Source organism: Limnohabitans sp. (assembly GCF_030158565.1).
Taxonomy (GTDB): Bacteria; Pseudomonadota; Gammaproteobacteria; order Burkholderiales; family Burkholderiaceae_C; genus Limnohabitans_A.
The window spans coordinates 1-13,263 of sequence record NZ_JAOASQ010000027.1; the positions used below are offsets into that span (position 1 = coordinate 1).

Annotated in this window: 18 protein-coding genes; 14 read left to right on the top strand and 4 right to left on the bottom strand. The window is 60.0% G+C overall.

Annotated elements, in window-relative coordinates; translation table 11 throughout:
* Nucleotides 1–14 precede the first annotated feature (14 nt).
* The 3 genes from Q1W40_RS15135 (at nucleotide 15) to Q1W40_RS05295 (ending at nucleotide 834) form a co-directional block, all read left to right on the top strand.
* Nucleotides 15–119 carry a hypothetical protein gene (locus Q1W40_RS15135; protein WP_366146331.1) on the top strand — a complete coding sequence of 35 codons (105 nt, stop codon included), beginning with the start codon at nucleotides 15–17 and terminating at the stop codon, nucleotides 117–119.
* Nucleotides 120–196: 77 nt separating this feature from the next.
* Entirely contained in the window at nucleotides 197–559 is a 363-nt protein-coding gene (locus Q1W40_RS05290) for a hypothetical protein (RefSeq protein WP_300709651.1), read from the top strand.
* Complete coding sequence (locus Q1W40_RS05295) at nucleotides 556–834, top strand: hypothetical protein (protein WP_300709653.1); 279 nt, start codon at nucleotides 556–558, stop codon at nucleotides 832–834. Before Q1W40_RS05290 ends, Q1W40_RS05295 begins: the two co-directional genes overlap by 4 nt.
* A 138-nt stretch (nucleotides 835–972) precedes the next feature.
* Here Q1W40_RS05295 and Q1W40_RS05300 read toward each other — a convergent pair whose 3' ends face one another.
* The gene (locus tag Q1W40_RS05300) at nucleotides 973–1,665 is read right to left on the bottom strand and encodes a metallophosphoesterase (protein ID WP_300709655.1); all 693 of its coding nucleotides are present in this window, start codon (nucleotides 1,663–1,665) and stop codon (nucleotides 973–975) included.
* Between the two features lie 87 nt (nucleotides 1,666–1,752).
* Here Q1W40_RS05300 and Q1W40_RS05305 point away from each other — a divergent pair, with 87 nt between their 5' ends.
* Nucleotides 1,753–2,364: a 3'-5' exonuclease gene (locus tag Q1W40_RS05305; RefSeq protein ID WP_300709658.1), complete on the top strand. Its 612-nt coding sequence runs from the start codon at nucleotides 1,753–1,755 to the stop codon at nucleotides 2,362–2,364.
* A 112-nt stretch (nucleotides 2,365–2,476) separates the two neighbouring features.
* Here Q1W40_RS05305 and Q1W40_RS05310 read toward each other — a convergent pair whose 3' ends face one another.
* Nucleotides 2,477–3,514, bottom strand: coding sequence for a TadG family pilus assembly protein (locus tag Q1W40_RS05310; protein ID WP_300709660.1), 1,038 nt, complete (start codon nucleotides 3,512–3,514; stop codon nucleotides 2,477–2,479).
* The gene (locus Q1W40_RS05315; RefSeq protein ID WP_300709662.1) at nucleotides 3,511–3,996 is read right to left on the bottom strand and encodes a TadE/TadG family type IV pilus assembly protein; all 486 of its coding nucleotides are present in this window, start codon (nucleotides 3,994–3,996) and stop codon (nucleotides 3,511–3,513) included. Before Q1W40_RS05315 ends, Q1W40_RS05310 begins: the two co-directional genes overlap by 4 nt.
* A gap of 331 nt (nucleotides 3,997–4,327) precedes the next feature.
* Here Q1W40_RS05315 and Q1W40_RS05320 point away from each other — a divergent pair, with 331 nt between their 5' ends.
* The 9 genes from Q1W40_RS05320 (at nucleotide 4,328) to Q1W40_RS05360 (ending at nucleotide 12,305) form a co-directional block, all read left to right on the top strand.
* A complete protein-coding gene (locus Q1W40_RS05320) occupies nucleotides 4,328–4,516 on the top strand; it encodes a Flp family type IVb pilin (protein WP_300709664.1) in 189 nt (62 codons plus the stop codon).
* A 25-nt stretch (nucleotides 4,517–4,541) separates the two neighbouring features.
* Entirely contained in the window at nucleotides 4,542–5,081 is a 540-nt protein-coding gene (locus tag Q1W40_RS05325; protein WP_300709666.1) for a prepilin peptidase, read from the top strand.
* 22 nt (nucleotides 5,082–5,103) lie between these two features.
* A complete protein-coding gene (gene cpaB / locus Q1W40_RS05330; protein WP_300709668.1) occupies nucleotides 5,104–5,958 on the top strand; it encodes a Flp pilus assembly protein CpaB in 855 nt (284 codons plus the stop codon).
* 30 nt (nucleotides 5,959–5,988) lie between these two features.
* The gene (locus Q1W40_RS05335) at nucleotides 5,989–7,404 is read left to right on the top strand and encodes a type II and III secretion system protein family protein (RefSeq protein WP_300709670.1); all 1,416 of its coding nucleotides are present in this window, start codon (nucleotides 5,989–5,991) and stop codon (nucleotides 7,402–7,404) included.
* Between the two features lie 33 nt (nucleotides 7,405–7,437).
* A complete protein-coding gene (locus tag Q1W40_RS05340) occupies nucleotides 7,438–7,755 on the top strand; it encodes a hypothetical protein (RefSeq protein ID WP_300709672.1) in 318 nt (105 codons plus the stop codon).
* Between the two features lie 10 nt (nucleotides 7,756–7,765).
* Nucleotides 7,766–8,953: an AAA family ATPase gene (locus Q1W40_RS05345; protein WP_300709674.1), complete on the top strand. Its 1,188-nt coding sequence runs from the start codon at nucleotides 7,766–7,768 to the stop codon at nucleotides 8,951–8,953.
* Nucleotides 8,954–9,046: 93 nt separating this feature from the next.
* Nucleotides 9,047–10,342, top strand: coding sequence for a CpaF family protein (locus tag Q1W40_RS05350; protein ID WP_300709676.1), 1,296 nt, complete (start codon nucleotides 9,047–9,049; stop codon nucleotides 10,340–10,342).
* A complete protein-coding gene (locus Q1W40_RS05355; RefSeq protein ID WP_300709678.1) occupies nucleotides 10,339–11,316 on the top strand; it encodes a type II secretion system F family protein in 978 nt (325 codons plus the stop codon). Before Q1W40_RS05350 ends, Q1W40_RS05355 begins: the two co-directional genes overlap by 4 nt.
* Nucleotides 11,317–11,333: 17 nt before the next feature.
* Nucleotides 11,334–12,305 carry a type II secretion system F family protein gene (locus Q1W40_RS05360; protein WP_300709680.1) on the top strand — a complete coding sequence of 324 codons (972 nt, stop codon included), beginning with the start codon at nucleotides 11,334–11,336 and terminating at the stop codon, nucleotides 12,303–12,305.
* A gap of 9 nt (nucleotides 12,306–12,314) precedes the next feature.
* Here the strand turns inward: Q1W40_RS05360 and Q1W40_RS05365 are convergent, their stop codons facing one another.
* Entirely contained in the window at nucleotides 12,315–12,911 is a 597-nt protein-coding gene (locus tag Q1W40_RS05365; RefSeq protein ID WP_300709682.1) for a hypothetical protein, read from the bottom strand.
* A 201-nt stretch (nucleotides 12,912–13,112) separates the two neighbouring features.
* On the opposite strand from Q1W40_RS05365, the gene Q1W40_RS05370 reads away from it, so the two are divergent.
* Nucleotides 13,113–13,263 (top strand): phasin family protein (locus tag Q1W40_RS05370; RefSeq protein WP_300709684.1); only part of this gene is annotated, 151 nt, incomplete at its 3' end.

The window sequence follows — 13,263 nt, forward strand, 5'->3', positions numbered from 1 at the left end:
AGATCGACGACGCCATCGAAGCCGACCGCGTCTTCACCATGCTCATGGGCGACGAAGTCGAGCCACGCCGCAACTTCATCGAGAGCAACGCGCTGCGGGCGGGGAATATCGATATTTGATGGGGTGAGCTGCTGAAGCCGCACCATCAACGGCCACAGAGTCGGGTGGGCTTCAGTTTTGGGTCAGGGAGGCCTAAATGGCGCGTGAACTTGTTTTGTACTGTGACGAGTCGGACTCGTCGGGTAAACACTTTGCCAATTTTTATGGTGGTGCGCTTGTGGAGTCTCTCCATCTGGCAGAAGTGTCTGCCCGCTTGGCCGCACGCAAACAAGCGCTGAATCTGCTGGGCGAGGTGAAGTGGCAAAAGATTACCGAGCCCTATGCTCAAAAGTACATGGATCTTGCGACGGAGATTTTTGATCTGGTTCGTGAAGGCAAGATCAAGCTGCGCATCATGTTCACGCAGAACTATTATTCTGCGTATCGCCTAACCACTGAGCAACGGGAAAACGGATTCTTCCTGCTGTATACCAGTTCATCAAACACGCCTTCGGATTGAAGTTTGCTGGCTTGCCGGACCGACCTGCAGCAGGCATTCGCATCTACTTTGACAAATTGCCAGACACTGCAGAGAAATGCTTGGCCTTCAAAGGCTTTGTGACTGGATTGAATCAAAACAGTGAATGGCGCAGGGCAGGCATTTCAATTCGACAGGATCAGCTGGCTGAAATTGACTCCAAAGAGCATGACATTCTGCAGGCATTGGATTTGGTGCTTGGTGCTATGCAGTTCAGGTTGAATGACAAACACAAGGAGAAGCCAGAAGGTATCTAATGAAAAAATTCACGATCTTACGTATCAGGTTGCGCTTGGCTTGTTCGCTCTCCAACGATCAAGAAGACATCAGAAACTGATCGTACTCAGCCGAGGTCAAGAGTTCATTTCAGTATTTCGCTTGAGTTAGTGTCTATTTCAGCCTTGATGGAGCGGGATGCCATCCACCACCATCACCCCCCGCAGCCCCACCCCAAAGCTCTTGAACCCTTGCGCATCCCAGCTTGTGCTGCTGTCGATGTTGTCGTGTTGGTGGCCGTGCACCGTGGTGTGCACGCCCATGCGGCGGGCCAGTGTGTCCAGCTCTTCAAAGCCATAGGCGTGGTAACCGGGGGCTTCGTGCGTGATCAGGATGTCGGCTTGTTGTGCGGCCAGTTGTTCCACTTCGTCGGGGTAGATGCTGGACCAGTGTTTCAGGTGTGCGCTGCCTTGCCAGCGGTCTTGGCGCGGGGTTTTGCGGGTGTGTTCGTCGCGGTTGCGGTATTGGGCTGGGCGCGTGTTTTTGGGGTACCACACCGCGCCGCGAAACACGCCGCCCAGCCCGGCAATGCGTGTGCCGCAGGGCAGCGTGACCACGCGGCCATGGATGTGCCGCTCGGCCAGTTCAGGGTGCCACACGTTGGCAAAGGTGTCTTCGCTGTCCGTGTCGTGGTTGCCGTGGATGAACCAGACGCGGTCCCAAATAGCCTCTAGCTCGATGTGCAGCGGCCGCGCAGGCTCCAGGTCGCCCAGCAAGATGACGGCGCGGGCGGTGGTCTGCAAGGCGGCATCGATGATGTGCTGCCATTGGCCGTGCGGGTCGCCACAGAAAAGGATAGGGCCGGGGTGCATGGGGTGGATTGAAGAATGGGTGCCGTGTTGTACCACCGATGTTCGGTTACCCTTGGGCGCTTCGTGATTGTGCTTATTTCCATTGCCATGTCTTCCATCGCCGTCATCGACTTCGAAACCACGGGCATCTCGCCCAATATGGGCGACCGCGCCACCGAGGTGGCCATCGTCATGCTGGAAGATGGCCGGGTGGTGGACCGCTACCAAAGCCTGATGAACGCCGGGGTGCGGGTCAACAGCTTCATCACGCAGCTCACGGGCATCACCAACGAGATGGTGCAAGCTGCGCCGCCAGCCGAGCAGGTCATGCGCGAGGCGGCCCGCTTTGTGGGCGGGCGGCCCATGGTGGCGCACAACGCGGCGTTTGATAAAAAGTTTTGGCAGGCTGAGCTGGCGCGTTGCGGTTTGGATGGCTCGCACAATTTTGCCTGCACTTTGCTGCTGTCGCGTCGCCTGTACCCGCAGGCGTCCAACCACAAGCTGGGCACGCTGGCGGCGCTGCACCATTTGCCGTCGTCAGGCCGCGCCCACCGGGCCTTGGCCGATGCCGAGATGGCCGCGCATTTGCTGGCGCAGATGCAGCATGACCTGAAAACCCGCCACGGCTGCATCCGGCCAGACCACGCTGTGCTGATGGGCCTTCAGCGCACCAGCCGCCAGATGGTGGGCCCCTACCTCAAGCGGTTGGCGTCGGCTTGAATGAAGTCGCATTCAAAGTCGCAAATATTTGCGCAATAGTCGTGAAATATCGATAGGCGACAAGCACTTAGCCAATCAGTCAAAGTCGCAAAAATTCCTGCACGCCCCTGACTCACCTGAACAAACTCGGCGGCGACACCACGCCGTAGTTGGGGCCGATGCCGTTGCCCCAGGGGGCTTTGCATTGGGTGCTCATCTCGACCTGGATGTACTTGGCACCTTGGTTGGCATCCAGAATGTGCAGGCACGCAAAGGCCGTGATGGGTGTGCGGCTGTGTGAGGTGACGACGCTGACGACCGGGATGGTCACGTATTCGCATTTCTTGTTGCCCGCTGCACTGCAGGTTTTTGCCGTTCCAAAGAGGGCGGCTTTGGCACCGGACTGTATCCAGATGGATTGCCCGATGCTCAGCTCGACCGGGTTGCCATTGGCGATCAGGGTGTTGATGTACGAGGTGCTGTTGGAGTCGGTCAGCAAGGAGGTCCACTCGCCCGAGGCGCAGGTGGCGTAATGGTAGGCGCTGCCAATCTTGAAGATGTAGGGTTTGCCGGTGGCCGGGTCGAGCTTGGGACCAGCGGGCGTGGTGTTGAAGTTCCAGTAGTTGTCGTACAGGCATTGGGCAATCGCCAGTGGAAACACGCCGCCGGGCAAGATGGCGCCGGGGCTGGACAGACCGGCCACAGCCGTGGCCTGCATGGGGCGTGACGTGATGCCCCAGTAACGCGCAAAGAAGGTGGGCACTTCACCGTCGTTGGCACTGGCCGATTTGGCCACGCTGACCTGAATGGCCGGGGCATCGTAGGCCTTGGGCACCATGGGCAGGGCTTGCAGCACCTTGGGGGTGTCCACCAGGCTCCAGTAGCCGGTGGCCACGGTGCCGGTTTTCAGGGCGGTGCCCGCGGCGGTGTTGGTGGTGATGGTCTCCTGCGCTTTTTGGGTGGCCAGGTTCCAGTTGGGCGTGGCGTTGGTGCCGTCAAAAAAGTAGGCGGCACCGGCCAGCGCGGCGGCATCGGCATCGTTTTGCATTTCGTTGCGCACGACTTGCAAATACACCAGGTCAATGGCGAAAGCGGCCAGCCCCAAAAACACCGGCAGCAAGAAGGCCACGATCAGGCTCACCGAGCCGCGTTGGGTGTGATCGGCTTTCATTCGTTCACCATCGATGTGCTGCCGGTCAACACAATGGGCGCACCCAATGCGCCGAGCATGGTGCCCACGCCCAGCCCTTTGTAGGTGTAGCTCACCGTCACGCGCAAGGCGTTCGGAAAACTGGCCGGGCTCGATTGCACAACGGTCACGGTCGGCGCAGTGGTGGCCCCCAGAGAAATCAAGGCGCCGTTGGTGTAGTTGAGCACCACGGCGCTGATTTGCGCGTTGGTCATCTTGGGCGAGCTCAGCACGATGCCCGCCCGTGCCCCTTCGCGGCTGGCGTTGGTGAGGATGGCTTTGTTGTACAGCGCCAAGCTCAATTCAACGGTGCCAAGCAAGACCAGCAAGAGGACGGGCAGGATCAGCGCGAACTCGACGGCGGCGGCACCTTGCTGTGTGCGTGGGCCAACGGCCGGGCGACCCATGCATGTGGGCTTGGTGTGGCCTGCATCCACAGGGGGCGCCAAAAGAAAAGAGGGCATGCGTGTTCTCCATGACAGGCCATGACCCCAGTGGTCATGCGCCGGGAACACCTTAGAGCAAGGGGGCACCAGGCTCGGTGCCCTGGTGCACAGGACGCGTTCCAACAAGCGCTGGCACACACCGCCAGCGCACAAGCGAGGGTGAACCGCGTCAGTGTGAGCTGGCAGACAGACCCTGGTGGCCGCGATTTTTAAAGTGGCCCTCCGGTGTCTGGAAATCCTTTCGGGTACCGCTGTGAAGAAGTTCGTGGTGCGGACAGCGGACCGACAGGTGTGTTGACAGCACTTTGGATTTCTTGACGTTTTCAACTTTTATTTTGGAGTTTTCAACATGAAAAACTGGACCACATCCATTGAGCGATTTCTCAAAGACGAGTCGGGTGCCACAGCCATTGAATACGGCTTGATTGCCGGTTTGATTTCGGTGGTGATTGCTGCATCCGTGACCACTATTGGCACTGACTTGCAGGCACTTTTTAGTGATATCGCGGATAAGTTGCCCACAAAAACAACCCCGTGAGCACGAACACTCAGCTAAGTCCATCATGACTCCCGACAGCACCCAACTCCTCGGCCTCTTGATCATGGGCGTGATCTTGTTGATCGCCATCTGGCAAGACATGGCGCATCGCAAGATTCCCAACGCTTTGGTGTTGCTGGCCAGTGCCTTCGCTTTGCTGTGGTCCACCACGGCAGCGGGCGTGGGCTTGGGGTCGGCGCTGCTCGGGGGGCTGGTGGCTTTTCTGGTGTTCGTGGTTTTTTACGTCATCGGTGCCATGGGTGCCGGTGACGTGAAGCTCGTCAGCGCGGTGGGCATGTTCCTGGGGCGTGCCGATGTTCTGGGTTTGTGCATCACCGTGTTGATTGCGGGCGGTCTGCAGTCCCTGATCTGGGCGCTGTGGAAGTCACGCCTGAAAGACGTGCTGCACAACACCGTGCAGGCCATGCGCAACAGTGCGATGCGCCTGGCGCAAGGCGAAATCCCCAACGCACAAGACTTTCCTGCGGGACATGACCCCATGCCCTACGCCTTGGCCATTGGCGTGGGGACTTTGGCTTATGTGATTTGGAAGTCCGCGTTTTGATCCTTTCTGAAAGACATCCATCATGAGAAACATACGTCCCGCGGTGATGCTGGTGCTGGCCATCGGCATGGGCATGGCGGCGGTTGCCATGGCGGCGGTCTGGCTCAACAGCCGCGAGTCTTTGCTGACCACCCATGTGGTGGTGGCCAAAGAAGATGTGCAAATTGGCACACGGCTGCAACCGGGCATGCTGCAAGTGGTTGATTGGCCCAGTGCCAGTCCTTTGAAGAATCCATTGACCTCGATCGAGCAAGCCACAGACCGTGTGGTCAACATGCCCCTCGTCAAGGGCGAGCCGATCTCGATGTCCAAACTGGCGGCCAAGGGCGAGACCGGCGGCTTGTCTGCTGTCTTGCGCGAAGGGCGGCGTGCGGTCACGGTCAAGGTCAACGAGATCGTGGGCGTCGCCGGTTTTGCATTGCCCGGCAACTATGTGGACGTGATGGTCAACACCCCGGACAGCAACAACAACCTGGTGTCCAAAATCGTGATCGAGCGCATCCAGGTGCTGGCCGTCGCGCAGGATGTGGCCAACCTGGAGAGCAAACCCAAGGTGGTCAATGCGGTGACGCTGGAAGTCACCCCGGCGCAGGCCGAAAAGATTGATTTGGCCCGCAGCGTGGGCTCCTTGTCCTTGGTCTTGCGCAGCCAGGTGGACACAGAAAGCGTGACCACCGTGGGCGCCCGAAAGCACGATTTGCTGCAGGGCAGTGAGCTCTCAGTGGTGGCGAGTGTGCCCGCCACGTTGTCCCGTGTGGTTCGCGCTGTCAAAAGCGGTGCCGCCTCACCGGTGGCGGGGTCTGGCCGCAGCACGAATGCATCCGCTGCCACTGACAAGACCGAAGTGATTCGCGGTTTGAACAGAACCACGGAGTGAGCTGTGAACCTTTTCCACAAAGAGAGCCTTATGCGAATCCAGAACATACAAAAAAATACCCGCAACATCCGTCAAATCGGGTTGTGCGCCATGGCCTTGGCGATGACGACACCCAGCTGGGTTCATGCGGCAACAGACAGTGAACCCCCGACCGTGATCAAAACCGCTGCGACGTTGCAAGCCAACAAGCCACCCGTCGCCAGTTTGCCTGCACACACTAGTGGTTCGGTGCAGGTGCGTGCGCCAGTGCATTTGATGGCGGGCAAGTCGATGGTCATGCCCTTGTCCGAGAAGGCGGTGCGCATCTCGATTGCCAACCCCGATGTGGCCGACGTGATGCTGGTCAACCCCAAAGAGGTGTATTTGCTGGGCAAGAAAACCGGCACAACCAATTTGTTCGTTTGGTCTGCGGGCGGCGCCACCAGTTTGCGCGATGTCACGGTGGGGGTGGACACCCAAGCCTTGCAGTCCAAGTTGCGCGAGTGGCTGCCTGCGGCCGAGAACCTGCAGGTGGACTCTGTGGCCGACACGCTGGTGCTGCGCGGCCATGTCCATGACGCCTTGAAGGCGCAGCGCATCGTCCATTTGGCCGAGGCGTTTTCTGGCGGCAAGAAGGCCATCAACATGATACGCATCGATGGCGCGCAGCAAGTGATGCTGGAAGTCAAGGTGGCCGAGGTGTCCAAAACCTTGCTGGACGAGTTGGGTGTGGACATGAACCTGACCCGCAGCATCGGCAACACCTCGGTGACTTTGCTGTCGCAGTTGCTGACGGCGGGATCGACCACCATCAGCACATCCCGGCCCAATGGGCAGACCAACCTCACCTTGACGGCCGAGATGAAAAAAGGCCTGGTCAAGGTCTTGGCCGAGCCCACCATCACGGCGGTCAACGGCCAGGAAGGCTCTTTCCTGGCCGGTGGTCGGATCTACATTCCTGTGCCGCAGTCGAGTGCAAATGGGGCCGCTTCCATCACGTTGGAAGAAAAAGAGTTTGGTGTGGGCCTGAAGTTTTTGCCCACGGTGCTGGAAGACGGCTTGATCAACCTGCGCGTCACGCCCGAGGTGTCGGAGCTCTCGCAGTACGGCACCACGATCAAGAGCCTCAATGGGCAATCGAGCTTGCTGCCTTCGATCACCACACGCCGGGCTTCGACCACGGTGCAGTTGCGCGATGGAGAGAGCTTTGCCATCGGGGGCTTGATCAAAAGCAATGTGACCGAGTCGATCAAGGCCTTGCCCATTTTGGGCGAGTTGCCTGTTTTGGGCGCCTTGTTCCGCAGCAATGCCTTTCAGAAAGAGTTGTCCGAGTTGTTGTTCGTGGTGACGCCACGCCTGGTCAAACCATCGGCCCTGCCCTTGGCCCTGCCTACCGACAATTTCAAGCAGCCAACGCGTGCTGAGTTCTTCATCGAAGGACAGCTCGAAGGCCGAGGCCAACCATGATGCACAGCCCCATTTTTGAATCAGGAGCACACGATGTTGAAATTTGAAAACGCGATGCACACGGTCTGGCGGGCAGCATGGGTGCTGTGTTCGGTGGCAGCACTCAGCGCCTGCGCCTCGTCGATCTGGGCACCCGATGCACAGCTTGGACAGGCGGTCCGGCAGGCCCAAAAGGCGCAGACGATCGACCCGAACGCGGCTTTGAGCAAGCCTGCCGAGACGGGCACCGATGGCGCCATCGCCAAGGCGGCCATCGACCGTTACCAGAAATCGTTCGAGACGCTGCCGCCCCCGGTCAATGTGCTGAGCATTGGCGTAGGCACAGGGCTTGGCACTTCTGGCGTGCGGTGAGGTGCCGCTCATGAATGTCGATTTGATCTTGTCCAGCGCCACTTTGGCCAAGGCCGTGGCCAGCACGCTGGCCAGCGGAGGCTTTGCGGTGCACACGCAAAACATCCGCCCGGCGGCGCAGGCGCTGGCGCCTTGGCTCGCGCAGGCGAACAGCGACATCCTGATCGTGGACAGCACCGTGGCGCATGAGCAGGCGGACCTGCAGGCCATCGAGGCGATGACGTTTGCCAAACCGCAGAGGTACGTGATCCTGATCTCGGACAACAGCGACAAACAACTGCTGTTCAGTGCCATGCGTGCCGGTGTGCGCGAGGTGCTGACCTTGCCACTGGCCGATGGTGCATTGGCCGAAGCTTTGCAGCGTTGCGCGGTGCATCGGGCCAAGCTGCAAGAGCAAGTGGGTCTGGGCATCACCCAGGCCAAGGTGGTCGCGGTGCTGGCCTGCAAGGGTGGCTGCGGGGCCAGTTTTGTAGCGACCAACCTGGCTTGCTTGATGGCCTCGGAGTTTTCCAGATCTTGTACGCTGGTGGATTTGGATTTGCAATACGGCGATGCCTCGTTTTATCTGGGCGCAGGTGCGACCAAAAACAACATCAGTGACCTGACCCACCAGATCGAACGCCTGGATGCGCAGCTTTTGCTCAGCTGCTTGCACCCGGTGGCGCCGCGATTGTCTTTGCTGGCCGCACCACAAGACATGGAGACGGCACTGTCCATCACCGCCATGCAGCTGGAAAAAGTCCTGCGCCTGGCGCGGCAAAAACACGATGTGGTGGTGCTCGACATGCACCGCGCCCTGGACGCGTTGGCCATTCAGGCTTTGGACATGGCCGATGTGGTCTGTCTGGTGATGGACAACACCATGCCCGCAGTGCGCGATGCCAAACGCCAGATCAAGCTGCTGCGCTCGCTCGGCTATGCCGACGACAAGCTGCGCGTGCTGGTCAACCGCTACGACAGCCATGGCTTTGTCGATCTCAAAAGCATCGAAGAGGCCCTGGGTTTGCCGGTGGTGCACACCTTGCCTTTGCAATGGACGGCGGTCACCGAGTCCATCAGCTTGGGACAGCCCTTGGTCAAGACGCATCCGCAAAACCCTGTGGTGGATGCCTTGCGCCAAGTGGCGGCTCATTTGCTGCAAACCGAAGCGCCCAAAACCCGCACATGGTTGTCGCGTTGGGTTGGCGTCCATGCGTGACCGTTCATTCAGCCCAGACCAGGAGCCCTTCTTGTGATCCCCAGCCTTCGCCACCAATTGCAGACACGTTCTGATGCACCACCTCTCGCCGTCATGGGCGGACCCAAGGCGCCGAACTTTCAGTTCGAGCAGATCAAGACCCGCATCCACCAGCAAATCCTCGAAGACATGGATTTGCGCCGCATGGACAGCTTGCCTGCTGAGCGCTTGCGGCAAGAGTTGCAGGGCCTGACCGAGAGCCTGATCGCGCAAAACCAGTACGCCTTGAACGAAACCGAACGCCGACAAATTGCCCAAGGCATTCAGGACGAGATGCTGGGCCTGGGCCCCATCGAGCCCTTGCTGGCCGACGACAGCGTGTCCGACATTCTGGTCAACGGCCCCTACAAGGTGTTTGTGGAGCGGCGCGGCAAGATCGAGCCGACCGATGTCCGCTTTGACAGCGATGCGCATTTGCTGCGCGTGATCGACCGCATCGTCTCGCGCATCGGGCGGCGCATCGACGAGATGAGCCCTATGGTCGATGCCCGTTTGGCCGATGGCTCGCGGGTCAACGCGGTCATCCCGCCTTTGGCCATCGATGGGCCGTTGTTGTCGATCCGCCGTTTTTCGGTGGTGCCCTACACGGTGCAGGACCTGCTGCGTTTTGAAACCCTGACGCCCCATATGGCGGCCTTGATCGATGGGCTGGTCAAGGCCAAGCTCAATGTGCTGATCTCGGGCGGCACGGGCAGCGGCAAGACCACTTTGCTGAATGTGATTTCGGCCAGCATCCCGCCTGACGAGCGGATTGTCTCGATTGAAGACGCGGCCGAATTGCAATTGCAGCAACCCCATGTGGTGCGCATGGAAACGCGCCCCCCCAACATGGAAGGTGCAGGCGAGGTCACCCAGCGGGCCTTGCTGCGCAACAGCTTGCGCATGCGGCCGGACCGCATCATCTTGGGCGAGGTGCGTGGCGGCGAGGTGCTGGACATGCTGCAGGCCATGAACACGGGCCACGAAGGCTCGATGAGCACCATCCACGCCAACAGCCCGCGCCATGCCATGACGCGGCTGGAACACATGCTGGGCATGGCCGGTTTGCAAACCGATGCGCGCAGCATGCGCCAGCAAATCGCGGCGGCACTGACGGTGGTGATCCAGGTCTCACGCTTGTCAGATGGCCAAAGAAAGGTCACCAGCTTGCAGGAGATCACCGGCATGGAGGGCGATGTCATCACCATGCAGGAGATCTTCAAGTTCGAGCAAACCGGTCTGTCGGATGGCGTCCGGGTGCAAGGGCGTTTTGTGGCGACCGGCATACGGCCCAAGTTCTTTCAACGCTTGCATGCGCGAGGCATTGATTTGAATCCGGACATGTTCACGCAGGCTGGAGAAGTGTCATGAACGGGCTGATGTACTGGGGCATGCTGCTGCTGGGCGGGGCCTCGACGGTCTTGCTGGTGATGGGCCTGGGCTTGACCTGGGAGCACTTCATGGGGCCGCGTCGCCAACGTTTGACAGAGCGTTGGCGTGCCGTGGCAGACGACAGCTCGGTGATCGATGCCGGGCGCTTGATCAAGAAGCGGTATTTGAGCGAGAACGCCTCGCTGCAGGCGTGGCTGCAGACCATGCCGGCTGTGCGGGTGTATGACCGCTTTTTGCAGCAAACCGGTTTGTCCATCACGGTGATGCAGTCGGTCGTTGTGGCCTTGGCCTCCGTGTTGGCCTGTGCGGTGGTGTCGGTGTTGCTGGGTTGGCCGCTGGCAGTGGCGTGGGCGCTGATGCTGGCCGTGTTGTTGTTGGAGCTGGCTTATTTGCAGCGAAAGAAACAGCAGCGACTGATCCGCATCGATCAGCAGTTGCCCGAGGCGCTGGATTTGATGGCCCGCGCTTTGCAAGCGGGCCACGCCTTGAGTGGCGCCTTGTTGATCGCGGCCAAAGAGACCAAGCAGCCCATCGCCAGCGAGTTGCAAACCGTGTTCGACGAAGTGAATTTCGGGATTTCCGTTCAGGTGGCCTTGCCGCATTTGGCCGAACGGATTGCCAGTGACAACGTGCGCTATTTCGTGGTGGCGGCTTTGATCCAGAGCGAGACTGGCGGCAACCTGGCCGACATCCTCAAGAGCACGGCCTTTTTGATCCGCGAGCGCCAGAAGATGGCGGGCATGGTGCGCGTGCTGTCGGCGGAGGGGCGCTTGTCGGCCCTGATCCTGTCGGTCTTGCCCTTTGCGATTGCGGGCTTGCTCAGTTGGGTGAATCCGGACTTCATGGCCAAGTTGTGGACCGATCCGCTGGGGGTGAAGCTGCTGACGGCGTCCCTGGTTTTGGCCGGGGTGGGCATCGTCTGGATGCGCAGTCTGGTCAGCGTGCGTGTGTGAATGCAGAAAGGTCAACGATGTCTTTGTTCGTCCTGTTTTTTTATGCCTTGGTGTTTGCCTTGGTCGGGTTGCTCAGCTATTGGGCCTTAAGCCGTTTGATGCCCAATGCCATGACCCAACGCATGGCCAGTTTGAAGGCGCCTGTCGGGGGGGATGTGGGCGGTGCTGGTCAGCGGTCATCACCGCTGTGGCTGGCGTGGCAGCAAAAAACCCAGAAGCTGCTCGACTGGCTCAGCCCCTGGTCGATGGGCGGTGAGGCCGAAGACCCGAACGCGCCTTCACGGCTGCGTTTGCGCTTTTTCAATGCGGGCGTGCATGCCCGCTCGGCTCCTGCCGCCTATCTGGCGGGCAAAACGGCGTTGACCTTTGTGTTGCCGGGTCTGGCGGCTTTGTTTTTCTGGCAAAGCCACAGCAGTCCATCGCCCATGCTGCAAATGGCCGTGCTCATGCTGTGCGCAGCGCTGGGCTACTACCTGCCGAATGCGCTTTTGGCGCACGCGGTGCGGCGTTACCAGCGGGCCTTGTTCAACAGTTTTCCCGATGCGCTGGATTTGATGCGGGTGTGTGTGCAGGCCGGTCTGGGGCTCGATGCCGCCATTGACCGTGTGGGGCGCGAGATGCGCCTGTCTTGTCCCGAGTTGTCCAGCGAGTTCGCCCTGACGGGCCTGGAGTTGCGCGCCGGTGCCTCGCGCACCGATGCCTTGCGCCACCTGTCATTGCGCATGGGGCTGGAGGATCTGGATGCGCTGGTGGTGATGTTGATTCAGGCCGACCGCCTGGGCACCAGCGTGACGGAGTCTTTGCAGATCCACTCCGATGCCTTGCGGACCAAGCGGCGTTTGCTGGCCGAAGAAACCGCCGCCAAGCTGCCGGTCAAGTTGCTCATTCCGCTGGTGTTTTGCGTGTTCCCGGCGCTCTTGACGGTGTTGCTGGGGCCAGCGGTGCTCAGTGTGCACGAGATCCTCAGGCCCACGGCCCAGTCGAGCTGAGGGTTGGCTTCAGCTGCTCAGCGCCGCCAAGTACGCCTCGCGCGTTTCGGGGCTGACCGCAGCAAGCGCTTGTTCGTAGCGCGTTTGGTGCTGTTTGATCATGCGGGCCGAGGCGATGGTTTTGGATTTGCAAAACCAGTGGCAGCTGTGTTGCATCAAAAACATCTCGGCCATGATGCGAAATGCCCGTTCTTTGCTGGGCGTAGGCGTGTGTGTCATGGCGCGCTCGATGCCTTGCGCGTGCACGACCAGCAGGCGGCGCATGTCAAACGTGGCTTTGGGTGAGAGCTGGTCGATGAAGGGCAGCGCGATCTTGAAGCCGCGTGTCACCGGCGCAGCCAGTCGGCCGAATGCGGTGGCCAGGGCTTTGAATTCTTCGGCCAGCTGTTGCTCGGCCACTTCTTGCAGTTGCAAGATCTGTTGCTGGCGTGCGGCCTCGGGCTCGGCCAGTGCGCGCATGTAAGCCTCGGTCAATTGGGCCATGTGCTTTTCGATCTGGTAGGGCCGCAATTGCTCGGCCAGCAGGGCGGTGCGTTGGCGTTGTCCCTGACCGTTCAGCCAGTGGATGCCCACGCCCAACAAAAACAAAAGACTCAGAAGTTCCATACGTGTCCGTTCTTGGGCCGCATGGCCCGATGTCTCAAGTGTAAAGAGCTGGCCTCGCGCTGCGCTCAAGCGGGGTCTGTGCGCTGGACCACCCTCCGATTTGGAGTGCCGCCTCTAAAGTGCGGGTTTTCCCTTGTGCTGCTCCGCTGGCGGTGGTCAAATTGCTGCATTGCAACAAACAACCCTTTCAAGGAACACACCATGAACTTCAATGCTGAACAACTCGTCGCCGCTCAACAAGCCAACCTGAAGGCCGCTTCCGGCCTGTCGCAAACCGCTTTCGCTGGTTTCGAGCGTCTGGTCGAGCTGAACATGGCCGCTGGCAAAGCCGCTGTGGGTGAGTCTTTCGCCA

Coding starts and splice junctions, on each gene's coding strand:
- Q1W40_RS05290 (WP_300709651.1), top strand. CDS start 197: ATGGCGCGTGAACTTGTTTTGTACTGTGACGAGTCGGACTCGTCGGGT.
- Q1W40_RS05300 (WP_300709655.1), bottom strand. CDS start 1,665: ATGCACCCCGGCCCTATCCTTTTCTGTGGCGACCCGCACGGCCAATGG.
- Q1W40_RS05305 (WP_300709658.1), top strand. CDS start 1,753: ATGTCTTCCATCGCCGTCATCGACTTCGAAACCACGGGCATCTCGCCC.
- Q1W40_RS05310 (WP_300709660.1), bottom strand. CDS start 3,514: ATGAAAGCCGATCACACCCAACGCGGCTCGGTGAGCCTGATCGTGGCC.
- Q1W40_RS05315 (WP_300709662.1), bottom strand. CDS start 3,996: ATGCCCTCTTTTCTTTTGGCGCCCCCTGTGGATGCAGGCCACACCAAG.
- Q1W40_RS05320 (WP_300709664.1), top strand. CDS start 4,328: ATGAAAAACTGGACCACATCCATTGAGCGATTTCTCAAAGACGAGTCG.
- Q1W40_RS05325 (WP_300709666.1), top strand. CDS start 4,542: ATGACTCCCGACAGCACCCAACTCCTCGGCCTCTTGATCATGGGCGTG.
- cpaB (WP_300709668.1), top strand. CDS start 5,104: ATGAGAAACATACGTCCCGCGGTGATGCTGGTGCTGGCCATCGGCATG.
- Q1W40_RS05335 (WP_300709670.1), top strand. CDS start 5,989: ATGCGAATCCAGAACATACAAAAAAATACCCGCAACATCCGTCAAATC.
- Q1W40_RS05340 (WP_300709672.1), top strand. CDS start 7,438: ATGTTGAAATTTGAAAACGCGATGCACACGGTCTGGCGGGCAGCATGG.
- Q1W40_RS05345 (WP_300709674.1), top strand. CDS start 7,766: ATGAATGTCGATTTGATCTTGTCCAGCGCCACTTTGGCCAAGGCCGTG.
- Q1W40_RS05350 (WP_300709676.1), top strand. CDS start 9,047: ATGGGCGGACCCAAGGCGCCGAACTTTCAGTTCGAGCAGATCAAGACC.
- Q1W40_RS05355 (WP_300709678.1), top strand. CDS start 10,339: ATGAACGGGCTGATGTACTGGGGCATGCTGCTGCTGGGCGGGGCCTCG.
- Q1W40_RS05360 (WP_300709680.1), top strand. CDS start 11,334: ATGTCTTTGTTCGTCCTGTTTTTTTATGCCTTGGTGTTTGCCTTGGTC.
- Q1W40_RS05365 (WP_300709682.1), bottom strand. CDS start 12,911: ATGGAACTTCTGAGTCTTTTGTTTTTGTTGGGCGTGGGCATCCACTGG.